The sequence below is a fragment of the Actinoplanes sp. NPDC051537 genome, assembly GCF_055586105.1.
On record NZ_JBVJIU010000006.1, the window covers coordinates 195,291 to 215,163 of the forward strand.

Genomic DNA, 19,873 nt, shown 5'->3' on the forward strand with positions numbered 1-19,873 from the left:
TCACTGCTCGGTCGCCTCGACCAGGATCGCCGGCTGCGTCGGCCGCGGCGCCTTCCCGCTGCGCCGGGTGCGGCGGCTGAGCCAGCCGGCGACCGCGGTCAGCGTGGCGTTGATCGTGATGTAGATGATGGCGGCGACGATCGCGGCCTGCACCACGTTGCCGAAGTTGGCGGCCACGTTGTTGACGCCCAGCTGCAGCAGCTCGTTGTAGGAGATGATGTAGCCGAGCGCGGTGTCCTTCACCAGCACCACGAGCTGGCTGACGATCACCGGGAGCATCGCGCGGGCGGCCTGGGGGATCAGGATCTGGCCCATCACCTGACCCTTGCGCATGCCGATCGCGTACGCCGCCTCGCTTTGCCCGACCGGCACCGCCCGGACGCCCGCCCGGAAGGCCTCGGCCAGCACCGATCCGTTGTAGAGGGTCAGCGCGATCACCACCGCCCAGAGCGGCGACATCGGCTTCTCGGTCACGAACGGGATGCCGAAGAAGATGAAGAACATCATCAGCAGCAGCGGCACGGCCCGGAAGAACTCGACCACGATGCCGGACGGGATGCGCACCCACCAGTGGTCGGAGAGGCGCCCGACCGCGAACAGGATGCCGAACGCCAGCGACAGCACCATGGCGATCGCGGCCGCGATCAGCGTGCCTTTGAGGCCGGGCAGGATGTACGCGGTCCAGGTGCTGCTCTGGGTGAACGGCTTCCACAGCGTCGCCGCCCACTGGCCCTTGTCGTCGAACTTCGAGTAGATCCAGTAGAGCAGCGCCAGCACCACGACGCCGAAGGCGACCGTGAAGATGCGGTTGCGGGCGCGGGCGCGGGGACCGGGGTAGTCGTAGAGAACGGCGTCGGTGCTCACCGCTTCACCGCCAGTCGGTTGGCCAGCCAGCCGAAGCCGTAGCCGGTGGGGATCAGGACGACCGCGAACGTGCCGGCGAAGACGAAGAAGATCTGGAAGACCGCGTTGCCGTTCGAGTTGATCAGGTCCTTCATCGCGTTCGAGGACTCCATCAGGCCGATCGTCCCGACGATCGTCGCGTTCTTGGCGAGCGCGATGAAGATGCTGCCGAGCGGCGCGATCACGGCCCGCCCGGCCTGCGGCAGGACGATCATCGTGAGCGTCTGGCGGAAGGTCATCCCGATCGCCCGCGCCGCCTCGGCCTGACCGGGCGGCACCGTGTTGATGCCCGACCGGATCGCCTCGCAGACGAACGCGGCCGTGTACACCGACAGGCCGACCACGCCGAGCCAGTAGTTGTTCAGCTCGAGGTTGTTCGAGGGCGTGAAGCCCAGCGTCGAGTACAGGCCGAAGTAGCAGAAGAAGATGATCAGCGTCAGCGGCGTGTTCCGGAAGATGTTGACCCACGCCGTGCCGAACCCGCGCAGCACCGGCACCGGCGAGACCCGCATGGCCGCGATCAGGGTGCCGACCACGAGCGCGAGGACGGACGAGGCCAGGGTGAGCTTCAGGATCCAGAGGAACCCGGTCACGTACACGTCGCGGTTGGCCGGATCGGAGAAGACTTCCATCGCCACCTCAGCAGCACGAGCCGGCGGGGCCGTTCGAGACGGCCCCGCCGGGAGGAGAAATCAGGCGCAGTTGGTCAGCTTGGAGGTGTCCAGCTCGGGCGCGGCCTTGCCGCTCTTGCCGAGCGTGTCGTCCCAGGCCTTCTTGTACGAGCCGTCGGCCGCGGCCGCCTTGAGGATTTCGTTGATCTTGTTACAGCCGGCGGTGTCGTCCTTCTTGACGCCGATGCCGTACGGCTCGGTGCTGAACGGCTTGCCGACGACCTTGAACTTGCCCGCGTACTGATCCTGCGACGCGTAGCCGGCCAGGATGATGTCGTCGGTGGTGACCGCGTCGACCTGGCCGCCGGCCAGCGCCGTCACGCACTTGGAGTACGAGTCGAACTGCTGCAGCTGGGCCTGCTTGTAGTCGGTCTGGATGCGCTTGGCCGGCGTCGAGCCACTGACCGAGCAGACCTTCTTGCCGGCCAACGACTCCGGCCCGGTGATCGTCGAGTTGACCGGCACCAGCAGGTCCTGCCCGGCGATGAAGTACGGCCCGGCGAAGTTGACCTTCTGCTTGCGCTCGTCGTTGATCGTGTAGGTCGCCACCACGACGTCGACCTGGCCCTGCTGGATGTACGCCTCGCGGTTCGCCGACACCGTGGTCTTCCAGGTGATGCCGCTGTCGGGGACGCCGAGGCCCTTCGCGATGATCTTCGAGATCTCGATGTCGAAGCCGGCGTAGGTGGTGCCGGTCTGGAGGCCGAGGCCCGGCTGGTCGGCCTTGACGCCGAACGTCAGCTTCTTGTCGCTGGAGGCCTTGCCGACAATGCCGGAGGCGCCCCCGCTGCCGCTCGCGTTGTCGGCGTCGTCGCCGCCACAGGCTGCCGACCCGGCCAACACCATGGTCATTACACCGAACGTCGCTGCCAATCGGGTGATGCGCATCATTACGCTCCTCGAAATAGTTGCTTGCGTCTGGACGAAGAGTGTTCGCACGATCAATGCGTAAGGATTTTCGAGAGGAAGTCTTTGGCACGGTCGCTTTTCGGACTCGCGAAGAACTCGGCCGGCGGCGCCTGTTCCACGAGTTGTCCGTCGGCCATGAAGACCACCCGATTGGCGGCGTGGCGCGCGAATCCCATCTCGTGCGTGACGACGACCATCGTCATGCCCTCCTTGGCCAGCGAGGTCATCACCTCGAGCACCTCGCCGACCATCTCGGGGTCGAGCGCGCTCGTCGGCTCGTCGAAGAGGAGCGCCTTGGGCTGCATGGCGAGGGCCCGGGCGATCGCCACCCGCTGCTGCTGGCCGCCGGAAAGCTGGGCCGGGAACTTCTCCGCCTGGTTGCCGATGCCGACCCGATCGAGCAGCGCCATGGCCCGCGCGCGAACTTCGACGGGTTTCTCCTTACGCACCTTGACGGGTCCGATCATGACGTTCTGCAGGATCGTCTTGTGCGCGAAGAGATTGAACGACTGGAATACCATGCCGACCTCGCTGCGCAGCCGGGCGAGGGCGCGGCCCTCCGCGGGCAGCTGCCGGCCGTCGAACGTGATGGTTCCCGAGTTGATCGGCTCGAGCCGGTTGATCGCGCGGCACAGCGTCGACTTCCCGGAGCCGGACGGTCCGATCACGACGACCACCTCGCCGCGGGCCACCGACAGACTCACATCGTCGAGCACGTGCAGCGGGCCGAACCATTTGTTGACGTTCTCGAGGACGATGAGAGCATCGTCGGACACTGTGAGACCACCGTCCGTTCGTTGCGGATCACCCGGATGGGCCAACTCTAAGTGGACCGATGTATCGGTTCGCGCCGAGAATGGTCACGGAGCGGTAACTTAGCCGATGGAAGGTCCAGGCATTGTCCACCATGTTCGGTATGGCTGACGGGGATCCGACACCCGGGCTGTGGAACTGGGCGTTCGGAAATCGAATTGATGCGGATCGAGTCCGCGGCGCGCTGGCCGGCACGCTGGAGCGCAGCGTCGTGTCGCTGGACGACGACGGCGACGTGCTCTGCGACGTCTACGAGGTGGGTGGCGGCGACTTCCCGACACTCGCCGACGTCTACCTGGCGCCGGCCGGCATCGCCGAGGCCACGGCCGCGAGCGCCGTCTCGGTCCGGCTGGGCGAGGCGGTCCTGCTTCCCGACGATTCCCTCAACCCGACGCGGTACGTGCTGGCGGAGCCCGACGGGACGCTGCGAGCCGTGCACGTCGACGAGATCGAGACCGACGACGGCCCGGAACGGCGCCATCTCCGGCCGTGCACCGGCACCGATCCGGCCTGCGCGATGGACGGCAGGTAGCAGTACCCTGGTCAATTGCCATGACTACCGAACTCGAAGGCGCCCCGCGCACCTATGACGTGCGCACCTACGGCTGCCAGATGAACGTGCACGACAGCGAGCGCATCTCCGGTCTCATGGAGGACGCCGGCTACGTGCGCGCCGCGAACCCGGACGCGGCGGACGTCGTGGTCTTCAACACCTGTGCCGTGCGCGAGAACGCCGACAACCGCCTCTACGGCAACCTCGGCCACCTGCGTCCCACCAAGCTCAAGCACCCCGGCATGCAGATCGCGGTCGGCGGCTGCCTGGCCCAGAAGGACCGCGGCGAGATCGTCAAGAAGGCGCCCTGGGTCGACGTCGTCTTCGGCACGCACAACATCGGCTCGCTGCCCGCGCTGCTCGAACGCGCCCGGCACAACGAGGAGGCCGAGGTCGAGATCCTCGAGTCGCTCGAGGTGTTTCCCTCCACGCTCCCCACCAAGCGCGAGTCCACGTACGCGGGCTGGGTCTCGATCTCCGTCGGCTGCAACAACACCTGCACCTTCTGCATCGTCCCGTCGCTGCGCGGCAAGGAGAAGGACCGCCGGCCGGGCGAGATCCTGGCCGAGGTCGCGGCCCTCACCCAGGAGGGCGTCCTCGAGGTCACGCTGCTGGGGCAGAACGTCAACTCGTACGGCGCCGAGTTCGGTGACCGCCTCGCGTTCGGCAAGCTGCTGCGGGCCACCGGCGAGATCGAGGGCCTCGAGCGGGTGCGCTTCACCAGCCCGCACCCCAAGGACTTCACCGACGACGTGATCGCCGCGATGGCCGAGACGCCGAACGTGTGCCACTCGCTGCACATGCCGCTGCAGTCCGGCTCCGACCGGGTGCTCAAGGCCATGCGCCGCAGCTACCGCCAGGAGAAGTACCTGGGGATCATCGACAAGGTGCGCGCGGCCATGCCCGACGCGGCGATCACCACCGACATCATCGTCGGCTTCCCGGGCGAGACCGAGGAAGACTTCGAGCAGACCCTCGAGGTCGTACGCCGGGCGCGGTTCTCCAGCGCGTTCACCTTCCAGTACTCGATCCGTCCCGGCACCCCCGCGGCGACGATGGCGGACCAGGTGCCCAAGGCGGTCGTCCAGGACCGCTACAACCGGCTGATCGCCCTGCTCGAAGAGATCACCTGGGCCGAGAACAAGAAGCTGGTGGGCGAGAAGGTCGAGGTGCTGGTCGCGGTCGGCGAGGGACGCAAGGACGAGCGCACGGGCCGGCTGAGCGGCCGGGCCCGGGACGGCCGCCTGGTCCACTTCGCCACCGGCGACCTCACCCCGCGACCGGGCGACATCATCGAGACCATCGTGACGTACGCGGCCCCGCACCACCTGAACGCCGACGGCGCGCCGCTCTCGTACCGCCGCACCCGGGCCGGCGACGCCTTCGAGGCCGGCCGCACCCCCCGCCTCCAGGGCGTCTCCCTGGGCCTGCCCACGGTCGGCGTCCCCGCCCCGCTGCCGGCATCGACGAGCGGCTGCGCGCTCTAGGGCCGGTCACCGCCGATTGGCCGTCGACCGGCGCGGCCCGCGGCGTCGAGTATCGGGGCATGGAGCTCACCCTCGACGACGTCCGGGCGGCCCGCGAGGTCGTCAACCGCTACCTGCCGCCCACCCCGATGTGGTCCTACCCGGTGCTGAACGCGACGGCCGGCGCCACGGTGCTGGTCAAGCACGAGAACACCCAGCCGGTCGGCGCGTTCAAGGTGCGCGGCGGCCTCAACCTGCTGGCGGCGCTGGGCGATCTCCCGGGCGGCACGGTCACCTACTCGACCGGGAACCACGCGCAGTCGATGGCGTACGCGAGCAAGGTCTTCGGCGTGCCCTGCACGGTGGTCATGCCCGCCGCCACCAGCCCGAACAAGGTCGCTGCGGTGGAGGCGTGGGGCGGTGACGTGGTGCTGACCGGCGCGAACTTCGGCGAGGCCGAGGAGCACGCCACCAAGCTGGCCGCCGACACCGGCGCCCACCTGGTCAGCCCCGGCGACACGCCGGAGCTGCTGGCCGGCGTGGCCACCCTCTACCTGGAGATTCTCGAGGCACGCCCGGATCTGGACGCGATCGTCGTCCCGGTCGGCAGCGGCTCGGGCGCGGCCGCCGCCACCATCGTGACCCGCGCGCTGGCCCCCGACTGTGCCGTCATCGGCGTCCAGTCCGCCGCGTCCCGCGCCGCCCACGACGCCTGGCGCTCCGGCGCGCCCGAGACCCGCCCCAACCAGACCCGCGTCGAGGGCCTGGCCACCGGACGCTCGTTCGACGTGCCTCAGCGCTACCTGCGCGGCGCCCTCGCCGACTTCCTGCTGGTGACCGACGACCAGATCGCCGAGGCCCAGCACACGATGGCCACGAAGACCCACACCTTGACCGAGGGAGCGGGCGCGGCTCCGTTGGCCGCCATCCTGGCGAATCGGTCCGCATTCGCGGGCAAAGAGATCGCAATCGTGTGCTCCGGCGGCAACGCATCGCCGGCGGAGCTGGCGTCAATGGGTCGAGGGTGACCCGTCGCCACACGCGATAGGGGCGCTACGGCCAGATCCATCTACGGATCTGGCCGTGTCAAAACGGGACTGATCAAAATCCCGTATTAGATGATGCCCTTGAATGTGATCTTGATGTTGGGCGGAACGAAAATCAACCCGCCTGCTCGGCCAGGGCCAGGAACTGCTTCTTGGAGGAGAGCGCCTGCTCGGCCTCCTTGATGCGGCGGGCGTCGCCGGCGGCCTGGGCGCGGGCCAGCTTCTCCTCGGCCTCGGCCACCTGCTCGCGCATCTGCTGGAGCAGCGGGTTGTCCTGCGGCGCCGTCTTGCGCCAGGCCGAGTCCATCGCGACCCGGATGCGGTCCTCGGCCGCGCGCCAGCGGCGGTCGAGGGAGGCCGACGACTCGCGCGGCACCCGCCCGGCGTCGTGCCACGCGGCCTGCGCGTCCCGCAGCTTGTTCTGCGCGGCGCGCGGGTCGGCGTCGACGTCGACGGCCTCGAGGTCGGTCAGGATCGCCTGCTTGCGGTCGAGGTTGCCCTTGTACTCGGCGTCGCGGGCCGAGAAGACCTCGCTACGCCGGGTGAAGAAGCCGTCCTGCGCGGCGCGGAACCGCTCCCAGAGGCGCTGCTCGGCGTCCTTGGCGGCGCGGGGCGCCGCCTTCCACTCCGACATCAGCTCCTTGAGGCGGTTTGCCGTGGTCGACCACTCGGTCGACTCGGCCAGCCCCTCCGCCTCCTTGACCAGCTCTTCCTTGGCGGTCTGCGCCTGCTTGCGCTGGCCGTCGAGGGTCGCGAAGTGGGCGCCGCGGCGGCGGGTGAAGCCGTCCCGGGCGGCCGCGAAGCGCTTCCACAGCTCGCCGTCGGTCTTCTTGTCGACGCCGCGGATCGTCTTCCACTCGTCGAGGATCTCCTTGAGGCGGTCGCCGGCCGTCTTCCAGCCGGTGGCGTCGGCGGCGATCTTCTCGGCCTCTTCGACCAGGGCGGTCTTGCGCGCCAGCGCCTCGCCGCGGGCCGCCTCGCGGGCCGCGCGGGCCTCGCCCGCCTTCTCGTCGGCGACGCCGGCGAGCCGGTCGAGCCGGGCCGCGAGCCCGTCGATGTCGCCCACCACGTGCGCCTCGTCGAGCTGGGAGCGCAGCCGCTTCACGGTGGCGAGCGCGTGCGGCGCGTCCGCCGCGCCGGACTTGAGACGAGCCTCCACCAGGTCGACCTCGGTGACCAGGTCCGCGAATCGCCGGGCGAAGTGGGCCAGGCCCTCCTCGGGGGTGCCCGCCTGCCAGGAGCCGACCACACGGTCGCCCTCCGCGGTCTTCACGTACACGGTGCCGTCGGCATCCACGCGTCCAAAGGCCGTCCAGTCGTTCATAACCCGTCCTCAAGTCTCCCGGCGCCGCCACCCGCGAGGGCGACGACCACCGCCGCAGCGCAGTCGAATGCCAAACCTTCTCCACGGCATTCTTTCTCGCGCATTGTCACAGGTCCAACCCGGTTATGGGGAAGCGCCCGCCGATGACCGTGACACAACCTTGTCCTACGGTTGCTCCGTGCCGATCCCATTGGTCCCCCGTGTGATCACCGTCGTGGGGCCGACCGCCGCGGGAAAGTCGGCCCTGAGCATCGCTCTCGCCCACGAGCTGGGCGGCGAGGTGATCAACGCCGACTCCATGCAGCTGTACCGAGGGATGGACATCGGGACCGCGAAACTGACCTCCGACGAGCGCGAAGGCGTCCCGCACCACGTGCTCGACATCTGGGACGTGACGGTGCCGGCCGCCGTCGCCGAGTACCAGGCGGTGGCCCGGGCGGCGATCGACGACGTCCTCGCGCGGGGCCGGGTGCCGTTGCTGGTGGGGGGCTCGGGACTGTATGTGCGGGCGGTGCTGGAGGAGTTCGAATTTCCCGGCACCGATCCCGCCATCCGGGCGCGGCTCGAGGCCGAGCTGGCCGCGGACGGGCCCGGGCCGCTGTTCGAGCGCCTGCGGGGGTGGGATCCGGCGGCGGCCGGCAAGATCCTTCCCTCGAACGGGCGGCGGATCGTGCGCGCGCTCGAGGTGATCGAGCTGACCGGCCGGCCGTTCACCGCGTCGCTGCCGGCGCCCACCCCGCACTACCCGTCGGTGCAGATCGGCGTCGACCGGGAGCCGGCGGCGCTGGACGAGCGGATCGGGCGGCGGGTCGACCTCATGTGGGCGGGCGGGATGCTCGACGAGGTGCGCGGCCTGCTGCCGCTCGGCCTGCGGGACGGGCGGACGGCGAGCCGGGCGCTCGGCTACCAGCAGGCGATCGCCCAGCTCGACGGCGAGCTGACCGAGGACGGCGCGAAGGCGGAGACGGCGCAGGGCACGCGGCGGTTCGTGCGGCGGCAGCGGTCCTGGTTCCGGCGCGACCCGGCGATCCACTGGCTGGACGGGGCGTCGGACACACTCGTGGCGGACGCCCTGGCGCTTGCGGGATGATGGACGACGTGCATTTCACCAAGGGCCACGGCACCGGCAACGACTTCGTGATCATCGCGGACCCGGACGGCGTCCTCACGCTGCCGCCCGCGCGGGTGGCGGAGCTGTGCGACCGCCGCTTCGGCATCGGCGCGGACGGCGTGCTGCGGGTGGTGCGCGCGGCGAAGGACCCGGACGGGGTCGCGTTCGCCGCCGACGCCGAGTGGTTCATGGATTACCGCAACAGCGACGGCTCGATCGCCGAGATGTGCGGCAACGGCGTGCGGGTCTTCACCCGGTTCCTGATCGAGAACGGTCTCGCCACGCCCGGCCCCGAGGGCCTGCCGGTGGCCACGCGAGCCGGGGTGGTGGTCGCGGTCCTCGAGGGCGACGAGATCAAGGTGCGCATGCGGAGCCCCCGGGTGTACGCGGCGAGCACCGCGACCGTGGGACCGCTGACCTTTCCCGGCGTGGCCGTCGACTGCGGCAACCCGCACCTGGTCTGCGGCGTGCACGACGGCCTCGACCTGTCGTCGCTCGACCTGACCGCCTCGCCCGGGTTCGACCCGGCGCTGTTCGGCCAGGGCGTCAACGTCGAGTTCGTCGTCGCCGGCGAGCCGGTCGAGGGCGCCGACCGGCACGTATCCATGCGCGTCCACGAGCGCGGCTCGGGCGAGACGCTGTCCTGCGGCTCGGGCGCGCTCGCCGTCGGCGCCGCCGCCCTGCGCGAGGCCGGCCTGGCCACGGGCGTGGTCGCCGTCGACGTCCTCGGCGGCCGGCTCACGGTCACCCACGACGAGGCCGACCGCTGGTGGCTGGCCGGCCCCGCGGTGCTGGTCGCGACCGGCGAGGTCCTGGCCCGCGGCGCGGGACGCACGCCGGTCTAGAAGGCCTCCCGGACCGCACGCCGGTCTAGAAGACCTCCGGACCGCACGCCGGTCTAGAAGGCCTCCCCCGGGGCCTCGTCCAGCTCGGCCTCGGGCATCGCCGCCGCGTTGTGCGGGGCGGCGCCGCCCTTGACCGCGGCCCGGATCGCCGCGGCCACGGCCGGGGTCACGCGCGGGTCGAAGACGCTGGGGATGATGAAGGTCGGGTTGATCTTCTCGTCGCCCACCACGTTGGCGATCGCCTGGGCCGCGGCCAGCGCCATCTCCTCGGTGAACCCCTCGGCGCTCACGTCGAGCATGCCGCGGAAGACGCCGGGGAAGGCGAGCACATTGTTGATCTGGTTGGGCTGGTCCGAGCGGCCGGTGGCCACCACCGCGGCGTGCTGGCGGGCCTCGCGCGGGTCGACCTCGGGGTCGGGGTTGGCCAGCGCGAAGACGATCGACTTGTCGGCCATCTTGGCGATGTCGGCGCCGGTGAGCAGGTTCGGCGCGCTCACCCCGATGAAGACGTCGGCGCCCACGATCGCGCCCGGGAGATCACCGGAGTAGTTGGCGCGGTTCGTGTTCTCGGCGAGCCAGTGCCAGGTGGGCGTCAGATCGGGCATGCCGCGGTGCAGGGCGCCCTTCCGGTCGTACGCGATGATGTCCCCCACGCCCTGCCGGAGCAGCAGCTTCATGATCGCCGTCCCCGCGGCGCCGGCCCCGGAGACCACCACCCGCACGTCCTGCATGCGCTTGCCCACCACCCGCAGCGCGTTGGTGAGCGCGGCCAGCACGCAGATCGCCGTGCCGTGCTGGTCGTCGTGGAAGACCGGGATGTCCAGCTGCTCGCGCAGCCGCTCCTCGATCTCGAAGCAGCGCGGCGCGGCGATGTCCTCGAGGTTGATGCCGCCGTAGGCCGGCGCGATCGCCTTCACGATCCGGACGATCTCGTCGGTGTCCTGCGTGTCGAGCACGACCGGCCACGCGTCCACCCCGCCGAAGCGCTTGAACAGCGCCGCCTTGCCCTCCATCACCGGCATCGCCGCGGCCGGGCCGATGTTGCCGAGGCCGAGCACCGCCGAGCCGTCGCTGACCACGGCCACCGTGTTCCGCTTGATCGTCAGCCGGCGGGCGTCGGCCGGGTTCTCGGCGATCGCCATGCAGACCCGGGCCACGCCCGGCGTGTAGGCCCGGGAGAGCTCGTCGCGGTTGCGCAGCGCGACCTTGGAGTTGACCTCGATCTTGCCGCCGAGGTGCAGCAGGAACGTGCGGTCGGAGACCTTGCGGACGTCGACCCCGTCCAGCTCCTCCAGGGTCTTGACCACCTGGTCGGCGTGGCTCGAGTCGGCGGTGTCGCAGGTCAGGTCGACCAGCACGCTGGTCGGGTCCGAGTCGACGACGTCGAGCGCCGTCACGATCGCGCCGGCCTCCCCGACGCAGGTCGTGAGGCGGCCGATCGACGAGGCGTCCGCGGTAACGGCGATACGAATCGTGATCGAGAATCCTGCGCTCGGCAGGCGGGTGGTCACCACGGTGTGTCCTCCGGATCGGGCGGGTTGCTCCCCCGCATTGTTGCTCTTCCGGAATACCCGGTTCCAGCCGGTCGTTGTTTCTTGCTCAGGCACCCATAGCCAACGTCCGGCCTTGTTATGTGGATGCGCCCGCCCTCGTGACGTGCCACGATCGGGCCGAGGAGGTCACTTTTTTGCGAAACACTTACCAGGCACCCGTCCTCGACGAGTTCGAGGCGGACCCCACGACCGGCGAGCTCGAGCTCGAGGAGCGGCATTCGCTGCGGCGCGTCGCCGGCCTCTCCACCGAGCTCACCGACGTCACCGAGGTCGAGTACCGGCAGCTGAGGCTCGAGCGGGTCGTCCTGGTCGGCGTCTGGACCGAGGGCACCATCGCCGACGCGGAGAACTCGCTGACCGAGCTGGCGGCGCTGGCCGAGACGGCGGGCTCCCAGGTTCTCGAGGGTCTCATCCAGCGGCGCGGCCGGCCCGACGCGGCCACCTTCATCGGCCGGGGCAAGGTCGCCGAGCTGCACGACGTGGTGGTCTCGTCCGGCGCCGACACGGTGATCTGCGACGGCGAGCTGTCCCCGTCCCAGCTGCGCAACCTCGAGCAGCAGACCAAGGTCAAGGTCGTCGACCGGACGGCGCTGATCCTCGACATCTTCGCCCAGCACGCGAAGAGCAAAGAGGGTAAGGCGCAGGTCGAGCTGGCCCAGCTGCAATACCTGCTGCCGCGTCTGCGCGGCTGGGGTGAGTCGCTCTCCCGCCAGGCCGGTGGCTCCGGCCGCGGTGGCGGCGCGGGCGGCGGCGTGGGCACCCGTGGTCCGGGTGAGACCAAGCTCGAGACCGACCGCCGGCGGATCAACAACCGCATCGCGCGCCTGCGTCGTGAGATCAAGGCCATGCGCACCGTACGGGTGACCAAGCGCTCCCGCCGGCAGGCGAGCGGCGTTCCCGCCGTCGCGATCGCCGGCTACACCAACGCCGGCAAGTCCAGCCTGCTCAACCGGCTGACCCAGGCCGGCGTGCTGGTGGAGAACGCGCTGTTCGCCACCCTCGACCCGACCACCCGGCGAACCGCGGCCGAGGACGGGCGGGTCTTCACGCTCTCCGACACGGTCGGGTTCGTCCGGCACCTGCCGCACCAGATCGTCGAGGCGTTCCGCTCGACGCTCGAGGAGGTGGCCGAGGCCGACCTGGTCGTGCACGTGGTCGACGGCGCGCACCCCGACCCCGAGGGTCAGGTCAGCGCCGTGCGCGAGGTGCTGAGCGAAGTCGGCGCCGACCGCATCCCGGAGCTGCTGGTCATCAACAAGGTGGACGCGGCCGACGAGGAGAGCCTGCTGCGGCTCAAGCGCACGTGGCCGGACGCGGTCTTCGTGTCGGCCCGCAGCGGCGCCGGCATCGCCGACCTGCACGCGGCCATCGCCCAGCGGCTGCCCCGCCCGGCCGTGGACCTGCGTGTCCTTCTTCCGTATGACCGGGGCGACCTGGTCGCCCGGATTCATCGGTCCGGCCAGGTGCTCAACACCCGCTACACGGATGACGGGTCCGAGCTCCAGGTTCGGGTCGGCGAGCAGCTCGCCGCCGAGCTGGAGTCGTTCCGCAACTGAGCGTCAGCGGGCCGACCCGGGGTTGATCAGAGCGAAACACCGCTTCGAGACGCCGCATGCGACACTGATCGGATGCGGCGTCTCGTGTTTCCGGCTATCGCGGCCGTTGGCCTGGTGATGGTCGGTCCGTCCAGCGCGTTTGCGGATGATCCGGCACCCACCGTCAGCGTCAAGGCGACGGCGGGCAAGAAGGTCTGCAAGGTCACCGACCCCAAGCTCGACGAGCTGTCCGGGATGGTGGCCACCAAAGACGGCTTCGTCGTCGTGAACGACAGCACGAACACCGACAGTCACCGCAAGGTGTTCTTCCTCGACAGCAAGTGCAAGATCGTCGATGAGAAGGCGTTCGCGGGCACGCCGCGCGACCCCGAAGACCTGATCCTGGCGCCGGACGGCAAGACGTTGTGGATCGCCGACATCGGCGACAACAACTTCGACAAGGACGACGGCACCCGCCGGCCCTCGATCGGCGTGTGGAAGATGCCGCTCGACGGGTCGAAGAAGCCGGTCCTCTACCGCATGAAGTACCCCGAGGGCGACTACCACGACGCCGAGGCGCTGCTGATCACCGGCAACAACGTCCCGCTGATCGTCACCAAGGAGATCGGCACGGCGGCCGGGCTCTACGAGCCGACCGCGGCCCTCAAGGCGAGCAGCGAAGAGGGCATCCCGCTGCAGAAGGTCGGCACGCTCTCGGTGTCGAAGACCGAGACGGCCGGCAACCCGTTCGCCCGCATCGGCAACCAGACCATCGACGGCGCCGCGATGTCGGCCGACGGCTCCAAGGTCGTGCTGCGCACCTACACCGACGCGCTCGAGTGGGACGTCGCGAACGGCGACGTGCTCGCCGCGATCAAGGGCAAGCCGCGGATCACCGGCCTGCCGAACGAGACGCTCGGCGAGTCGATCACCTTCAGCGCCGACGGCAAGCTCTTCTACACGGTCTCCGACATGAGCGGCGACCACGACACGGCCAACTACATCCTCTCGTACGTGCCGTCGACCGAGATCGCCGTCGCGAAGAAGGGCTCGTCCAGCTCGACCGGCGCCGGCGACCACTGGTACTCGAACCTCACGATCGACGAGATCACCTACGCGGTCGGCGGCATCGGGCTGATCGGCCTGATCCTGGTCGGCGTCGGCGTGCTCGGCATCGCCCGGCACCGCAAGCGGCTCGCCCTCAACCCGCAGCCGCTGGACCGCTTCGACGACGAGCCCGGCGACCCCGAGACCGAGCTCATCGGCGTCGGCGGCGCGCCGCAGCAGCAGCGGGCCGGCATGTACGGCGGCGCCCGCTCGGGCCCGGCGGCCGGCCCGGTCTACGGCGGTCAGCAGCCGGGCGGCGCACCGCCGCGGGGCGGACCCCAGCGCGGCGCCGGGCCGGTCTACGGCAGCGGCGGTGGCGGCCAGGGCGGTGGTGGCCAGGGCGGTGGTGGCCAGGGCGGCGGTCCGCAGTACGGCCGTCCCCCGCAGGGCGGCCAGCCCCCGCGCGGTCCCCAGGGTCAGCCGGCGCGCGGCCCGCAGGGTCAGCCGGCGCGTGGCCCGCAGCCCGGCGGTCGCGACGGCGTCTACGGCGGCGGTGGCGGCGGTGGCGGCCAGCAGTACGGCCAGCCTCGCGGGCCGCAGCAGGGCCAGCGCCCGCAGCGCCCCCAGCAGGGTGGCGGCCAGCCCCGCGGCCCGCAGCAGGGCGGTGGCGGCCCGCGTGGCGCCTACGGCGGCGGCCAGCAGGGTGGCCGTGACGGTTATGCGGACCGCAACGGCCGTCCCGAGGGGCGCTTCGACAACCCGGGCTACCGCCGCTGACGGACAAGCAAGACGAGGCCGGCCGCACCGTTGGGTGCCGCCGGCCTCGCTTTTTGTTCTTGGGGTGAGCCCGGGCATGCAGGACAGCCCGGAAGCCGGGCGCGGAGCGTGCGCACCGCGCCGGCCGGCCGCCTCGGCGTGACTCGTCCTACCCGTACGTCCGCCTGAATTTGATCTTTCAGACGCGGCGCAGGACCGCGACCACCCGTCCCATGATCGTGGCGTCGTCGCCGGGGATGGGGTCGAAGGCCTGGTTGGCGGGCATGAGCCAGACGTGGCCGTCGCGCTGGCGGTAGCTCTTCACCGTGGCCTCGCCGTCGATCATGGCGGCCACGATGTCGCCCGCGTTGGCGGTGGGCTGCTGGCGCACCACGACCCAGTCGCCGTTGCAGATGGCCGCGTCGATCATCGAGTCGCCCTTGACCTCGAGCATGAAGACGTCGCCCTCGCCGACCAGCTCGCGCGGCAGCGGGAAGAACTCCTCGACGGCCTGCTCGGCCAGGATCGGACCGCCGGCGGCGATGCGGCCGACCAGCGGGACGTAGGCCGGCTGCGGACGCGCGCTGCGCAACGTCTCGTCGTCGACCATCTCGCTGGGGGCGCGCACGTCGACGGCACGCGGGCGGTTGGGATCGCGGCGCAGGAAGCCCTTGGTCTCCAGCGCCTTCAGCTGATAGGCCACGCTGGACGGTGAGACCAGGCCGACCGCCTCGCCGATCTCGCGGACGCTCGGCGGGTAGCCGTAGCGCTCCACCCAGTCGCGGATGAACTCGAGGATGCGCCGCTGGCGGGCCGTGAGATCGGCGGTCACCAGGTCGGGGAAGTGGCTGACCACGGGCGTGACCGACCGCAGCTGCGGCACCTCGCCGGCGCGCGCCCGGCCCGGCGTGCTCCGACGGCGCAGCGTCGATGTCGCCTCGGGCTTGGAGATCTGCTCTTGTTGCCGGCTCGTCCGGTCGTCGGTCGACACGTCCGCCCTCCTTGTCGGCCAGTGCCTCGTCGGCACGTGGTGCGTTCGCGGAACCGGGGCGGAACGTCGTGGGGATGACATTCGCCCGGCTGACCCCTCTTGTCGGGAAACCGTAGTGCTGGGGTGCGACATATTCAAACATCTGTACGACATTCGCTTCGGCGTGTCGCCCTCAAGTGCTCGACTTCCGTACGTGTGTTCTGGTAGACCGTCGTACGGGCGTTCTATAGAACAGGCGTCCTAACTGTGGATCTTGGGGGTCCGTGTCATGGTGGCGCACTCGATTCGGTCGGCTCAGCCGTCGCTGCGCTTGACCCGCCGGGGCCGGGCCGTGCTGCTCGGTCTGCTGGTGCTGGCCGCGTCGGTGGCGAGCGCCGTGTTGTTCACCACGGCGTCCCGGGCCTCCGCCGACCCCTCCGCGCCGGCGCCTACGATCACAGTCCGGTCCGGCCAGACGCTGTGGGACATCGCCGCGGCGAGCTCGTCCCGGCGCGACGGCTGGGCCCGGGTGGCCGAGATCCGCGAGCTCAACCACCTGCCGGGCAACGACGTGCAGGTCGGTCAGGTGCTGGTGCTCCCGCGCGGCTGATGCTGTTCCTCCCGCGCGGCGGATTTGGGTCCGGCCGGGCCGTGATCAAGCGGCCAACGGCGCGTTGATCTTGCATGAACGGCGCAAAGAGCGGCGTTCGGTAACCGGCGGTACACCGCACGTGTTGAGTCCGAAAATACGGCGCGCCGACGCGCCGCTGAGCTTGCGTCCGCGTCCGCCGAGGAATAGCGTCTACCCCAACATCTAGTAGTTACAAGGGTGTAAGTCATCCACTGGTTGGGGTTTCACCTTCCCGGTTATCCACTCGTCGTCCACGGCGCCGCGTTGGCAGTGACCATCGCGTCGGCGGGTTTCGGCGTGTCCGGAGACGCCATGGGGGAGGGTCCCGGAGGGAGATCGCGGTGCGCTGCCCGTACTGTCGCCATGCCGACTCGCGCGTGGTCGACTCGCGCGAGGCCGACGACGGCGCTTTGATCCGTCGCCGCCGCTCGTGCCCCGAGTGCGGCAAGCGGTTCACCACCGTCGAGGAAGCGGTTCTGGCCGTCGTGAAACGCAGCGGCGTCACCGAGCCCTTCAGCCGGACGAAGATCATGAGTGGGGTCCGCAAGGCCTGCCAGGGCCGGCCCGTCGACGAGGACTCGATCGCGAAGCTCGCGCAACGTGTCGAGGAAACCGTCCGGGCCCGGGGCGCGGCCGAGATCCCCAGTCACGAGGTGGGGCTGGCGATCCTCACCCCGTTGCGAGAGCTCGACCAGGTGGCTTATCTCCGGTTCGCCAGCGTCTACAAATCCTTCGACTCGCTCGACGAGTTCGAGAAGGAGATCGCGGAGCTGCGCGATGCCAACAGGTGACGAAGCGCGAGTGACAGAAGCAGTGTCGACGAGGGGGAGCAGTATGGCCGGGGACGGCATCACAGCAGGGCGGCAGCGCAGTCGTGCGAACGGCAGCGCGGCCGCCGGGGGGCTGCGGGTCGAGCGGGTCTGGACGACGGAGGGCGTTCACCCGTACGACGAGGTCGAGTGGGAGCGCCGCGACGTCGTCATGACGAACTGGCGGGACGGCTCGATCAACTTCGAGCAGAAGGGCGTCGAGTTCCCCGCGTTCTGGAGCGTGAACGCGGCGAACATCGTGACCACCAAGTACTTCCGGGGCGCGGTCGGCACCCCGGAGCGGGAGTGGACGCTCAAGCAGCTCATCGACCGGGTCGTCTCGACCTACCGCAACGCCGGGGAGAAGCACGGCTACTTCGCCTCCAAGGCGGACGCCGAGCTGTTCGACCACGAGCTGACCTGGATGCTGCTGCACCAGGTGTTCAGCTTCAACTCGCCGGTGTGGTTCAACGTCGGCACCAAGTCGCCGCAGCAGGTCAGCGCCTGCTTCATCCTGTCGGTCGACGACTCGATGGACTCCATCCTGGACTGGTACAAGGAGGAGGGGCTGATCTTCAAGGGCGGCTCCGGCTCCGGCGTCAACCTGTCCCGCATCCGCTCGTCCAAGGAACTGCTGTCGTCCGGGGGGACCGCCAGCGGACCGGTGAGCTTCATGCGCGGCGCCGACGCGAGCGCCGGGACGATCAAGTCCGGCGGCGCGACCCGCCGGGCGGCCAAGATGGTCATCCTCGACGTCGACCACCCGGACATCGAGGAGTTCGTCTTCACCAAGGCGCGCGAGGAGAACAAGATCCGCGCGCTGCGGGACGCCGGCTTCGACATGGACCTCGGCGGCGCCGACATCGTCTCCGTGCAGTACCAGAACGCCAACAACTCGGTCCGCGTCTCCGACGAGTTCATGCGGGCGTACGAGGAGGGCACCGACTTCGCCCTGCGCGGCCGGCTGGACGGCGAGGAGATCGAGCGGGTCGACGCCAAGAAGCTGTTCCGCGGCATCGCCCAGGCCGCGTGGGAGTGCGCCGACCCGGGCCTGCAGTACGACGACGTCATCAACGACTGGCACACGAACCCCGAGACGGGCCGGATCACCGCGTCCAACCCCTGCTCGGAGTACATGTCGCTGGACGACTCGTCCTGCAACCTGGCGTCGCTCAACCTCATGAAGTTCCTCAAGGCCGACGGCGGCTTCGAGGTGGAGAAGTTCGTCAAGAGCGTCGAGTTCATCATCACCGCGATGGAGATCTCGATCGCGTTCGCCGACTTCCCGACCGAGAAGATCGGGATCACCACCCGCGCCTACCGTCAGCTCGGCATCGGCTACGCGAACATCGGCGCCCTGCTGATGGCGTCCGGCCTGCCGTACGACTCGGAGGGCGGCCGCGGGGTCGCCGCCGCCATCACCTCGCTGATGACCGGCACGGCGTACCGCCGCTCGGCCGAGATCGCCGGCGTCGTCGGCCCGTACGAGGGCTACGCCCGCAACGCCGACGCGCACAAGCGGGTCATGCGCAAGCACGCCGCCGCCAACGACGAGATCCGCTCCACCAACCTCGTCGCCACCGAGATCACCCGCGAGGCCACCAAGCAGTGGCAGTCCGGCCTCAAGATCGGTGAGAAGAACGGCTGGCGCAACGCCCAGGCGTCGGTGCTCGCCCCGACCGGCACCATCGGCCTGATGATGGACTGCGACACCACCGGCATCGAGCCCGACCTGGCCCTGGTCAAGTTCAAGAAGCTCGTCGGCGGCGGCTCGATGCAGATCGTCAACCAGACCGTGCCGCGCGCGCTGCGCAGCCTCGGCTACCCCGAGGAGCAGGTCGAGGCGATCGTCGAGCACATCTCCGAGCACGGCAACGTCGTCGACGCCCCCGGCCTCAAGCCGGAGCACTACGCGGTCTTCGACTGCGCCATGGGCGAGCGCGCGATCGCGCCGATGGGCCACGTGCGGATGATGGCGGCCGTGCAGCCGTTCATCTCGGGCGCCATCTCCAAGACGGTCAACATGCCCGAGACGGCGACCGTCGAGGAGATCGAGAACATCCACTACCAGGGCTGGAAGCTCGGCCTCAAGGCGCTCGCGATCTACCGCGACAACTGCAAGGTGGGCCAGCCTCTCTCGGCCGCCGGTTCCTCGTCGAAGAAGGCGGCCGAGCCGGCCGCGGTCGAGGTCGCGCCCGTGGTCGAGAAGGTCGTCGAGTACCGCCCGGTCCGCAAGCGGCTGCCGAAGAAGCGGCCGTCGGAGACGGTGTCGTTCTCGGTCGGCGGCGCCGAGGGCTACCTCACCGCGTCGTCCTACCCCGACGACGGTCTCGGCGAGGTCTTCCTCAAGATGTCGAAGCAGGGTTCCACGCTGGCCGGCGTCATGGACGCCTTCTCGGTGGCGATCTCGATAGGACTCCAGTACGGCGTCCCGCTCGAGACCTTCGTCGGCAAGTTCACGAACATGCGCTTCGAGCCGGCCGGCATGACCGACGACCCGGACGTCCGCATGGCGGCGTCGGTGATGGACTACATCTTCCGTCGCCTGGCGCTCGACTTCCTGCCCTACGAGACCCGGGCCGAGCTCGGCATCTTCACGGCCAAGGAGCGCTCCGCCCAGGTCCAGGCCGAGGCGGCGGCCGAGGCCGCGGCGGCGTCCGCCGACTTGGCCGGCATGGCCGTGTCGGCGCCGGTGTCGGCCCCGGTGGGCGCGGCGTCCTCGGTGGACGCTCCGGCCCCGGTGACACCGACCTCGATCGGTTCGCCGACCTCCGTCGGTTCGTCGACCGAGCTGCTCGAGGTCGTGATGGGGCAGGCGGCCGACGCGCCGCTCTGCTTCACCTGCGGCACCAAGATGCGGCGCGCCGGCAGCTGCTACGTGTGCGAGGGCTGCGGCTCGACCTCCGGCTGTAGCTGAACCAAGACGGATGC

At 70.0% G+C, this 19,873-nt stretch carries 17 protein-coding genes; 10 read left to right on the plus strand and 7 right to left on the minus strand.

Annotated elements, in window-relative coordinates; all coding sequences use genetic code 11:
* Genes ACZ6TB_RS16060 through ACZ6TB_RS16075 form a run of 4 tightly spaced genes read right to left on the minus strand, consistent with a single transcriptional unit; the run spans position 1 to position 3,259 of the window.
* The gene (locus ACZ6TB_RS16060) at positions 1-864 is read right to left on the minus strand and encodes an amino acid ABC transporter permease (protein WP_465554946.1); all 864 of its coding nucleotides are present in this window, start codon (positions 862-864) and stop codon (positions 1-3) included.
* On the minus strand, positions 861-1,535 hold the full coding sequence (locus ACZ6TB_RS16065; RefSeq protein ID WP_465554948.1) for an amino acid ABC transporter permease: 675 nt from the start codon (positions 1,533-1,535) through the stop codon (positions 861-863). Before ACZ6TB_RS16065 ends, ACZ6TB_RS16060 begins: the two co-directional genes overlap by 4 nt.
* A gap of 60 nt (positions 1,536-1,595) precedes the next feature.
* Entirely contained in the window at positions 1,596-2,462 is an 867-nt protein-coding gene (locus ACZ6TB_RS16070; RefSeq protein ID WP_465554950.1) for a glutamate ABC transporter substrate-binding protein, read from the minus strand.
* 53 nt (positions 2,463-2,515) lie between these two features.
* Positions 2,516-3,259 (minus strand): amino acid ABC transporter ATP-binding protein, encoded by a 744-nt coding sequence (locus tag ACZ6TB_RS16075; RefSeq protein WP_465554952.1) that lies wholly within the window; start codon positions 3,257-3,259, stop codon positions 2,516-2,518.
* Between the two features lie 140 nt (positions 3,260-3,399).
* Between ACZ6TB_RS16075 and ACZ6TB_RS16080 the strand changes: the two genes are divergently transcribed.
* Genes ACZ6TB_RS16080 through ACZ6TB_RS16090 form a run of 3 tightly spaced genes read left to right on the plus strand, consistent with a single transcriptional unit; the run spans position 3,400 to position 6,343 of the window.
* Positions 3,400-3,828 (plus strand): hypothetical protein, encoded by a 429-nt coding sequence (locus ACZ6TB_RS16080; RefSeq protein ID WP_465554954.1) that lies wholly within the window; start codon positions 3,400-3,402, stop codon positions 3,826-3,828.
* Between the two features lie 20 nt (positions 3,829-3,848).
* Positions 3,849-5,336, plus strand: coding sequence for a tRNA (N6-isopentenyl adenosine(37)-C2)-methylthiotransferase MiaB (gene miaB, locus ACZ6TB_RS16085; RefSeq protein WP_465554956.1), 1,488 nt, complete (start codon positions 3,849-3,851; stop codon positions 5,334-5,336).
* Between the two features lie 59 nt (positions 5,337-5,395).
* Positions 5,396-6,343: a threonine ammonia-lyase gene (locus ACZ6TB_RS16090; RefSeq protein ID WP_465554958.1), complete on the plus strand. Its 948-nt coding sequence runs from the start codon at positions 5,396-5,398 to the stop codon at positions 6,341-6,343.
* Positions 6,344-6,476: 133 nt separating this feature from the next.
* Here ACZ6TB_RS16090 and ACZ6TB_RS16095 read toward each other — a convergent pair whose 3' ends face one another.
* Positions 6,477-7,685: a DUF349 domain-containing protein gene (locus ACZ6TB_RS16095; RefSeq protein ID WP_465554960.1), complete on the minus strand. Its 1,209-nt coding sequence runs from the start codon at positions 7,683-7,685 to the stop codon at positions 6,477-6,479.
* A 67-nt stretch (positions 7,686-7,752) separates the two neighbouring features.
* Here ACZ6TB_RS16095 and miaA point away from each other — a divergent pair, with 67 nt between their 5' ends.
* Entirely contained in the window at positions 7,753-8,775 is a 1,023-nt protein-coding gene (miaA, locus tag ACZ6TB_RS16100) for a tRNA (adenosine(37)-N6)-dimethylallyltransferase MiaA (protein WP_465554962.1), read from the plus strand.
* An 8-nt stretch (positions 8,776-8,783) separates the two neighbouring features.
* Positions 8,784-9,641 carry a diaminopimelate epimerase gene (gene dapF, locus ACZ6TB_RS16105; RefSeq protein ID WP_465554964.1) on the plus strand — a complete coding sequence of 286 codons (858 nt, stop codon included), beginning with the start codon at positions 8,784-8,786 and terminating at the stop codon, positions 9,639-9,641.
* A 53-nt stretch (positions 9,642-9,694) separates the two neighbouring features.
* Here the strand turns inward: dapF and ACZ6TB_RS16110 are convergent, their stop codons facing one another.
* On the minus strand, positions 9,695-11,155 hold the full coding sequence (locus ACZ6TB_RS16110) for an NAD-dependent malic enzyme (RefSeq protein WP_465554966.1): 1,461 nt from the start codon (positions 11,153-11,155) through the stop codon (positions 9,695-9,697).
* Between the two features lie 173 nt (positions 11,156-11,328).
* Here ACZ6TB_RS16110 and hflX point away from each other — a divergent pair, with 173 nt between their 5' ends.
* Both hflX and ACZ6TB_RS16120 read left to right on the plus strand, forming a co-directional pair.
* Positions 11,329-12,750, plus strand: a complete 1,422-nt coding sequence (gene hflX / locus ACZ6TB_RS16115) for a GTPase HflX (RefSeq protein WP_465554968.1) — start codon at positions 11,329-11,331, stop codon at positions 12,748-12,750.
* Between the two features lie 72 nt (positions 12,751-12,822).
* Positions 12,823-14,553 (plus strand): NHL repeat-containing protein, encoded by a 1,731-nt coding sequence (locus ACZ6TB_RS16120; RefSeq protein ID WP_465554970.1) that lies wholly within the window; start codon positions 12,823-12,825, stop codon positions 14,551-14,553.
* A 178-nt stretch (positions 14,554-14,731) separates the two neighbouring features.
* Here ACZ6TB_RS16120 and lexA read toward each other — a convergent pair whose 3' ends face one another.
* On the minus strand, positions 14,732-15,523 hold the full coding sequence (gene lexA, locus ACZ6TB_RS16125; protein ID WP_465554972.1) for a transcriptional repressor LexA: 792 nt from the start codon (positions 15,521-15,523) through the stop codon (positions 14,732-14,734).
* Between the two features lie 268 nt (positions 15,524-15,791).
* On the opposite strand from lexA, the gene ACZ6TB_RS16130 reads away from it, so the two are divergent.
* From ACZ6TB_RS16130 to ACZ6TB_RS16140, 3 genes are all read left to right on the plus strand, one after another.
* Positions 15,792-16,112, plus strand: a complete 321-nt coding sequence (locus tag ACZ6TB_RS16130; RefSeq protein ID WP_465554974.1) for a LysM peptidoglycan-binding domain-containing protein — start codon at positions 15,792-15,794, stop codon at positions 16,110-16,112.
* A gap of 362 nt (positions 16,113-16,474) precedes the next feature.
* The gene (gene nrdR / locus ACZ6TB_RS16135) at positions 16,475-16,924 is read left to right on the plus strand and encodes a transcriptional regulator NrdR (protein WP_465554976.1); all 450 of its coding nucleotides are present in this window, start codon (positions 16,475-16,477) and stop codon (positions 16,922-16,924) included.
* A 43-nt stretch (positions 16,925-16,967) separates the two neighbouring features.
* Positions 16,968-19,859, plus strand: coding sequence for a vitamin B12-dependent ribonucleotide reductase (locus tag ACZ6TB_RS16140; protein WP_465554978.1), 2,892 nt, complete (start codon positions 16,968-16,970; stop codon positions 19,857-19,859).
* Positions 19,860-19,873 lie beyond the last annotated feature (14 nt).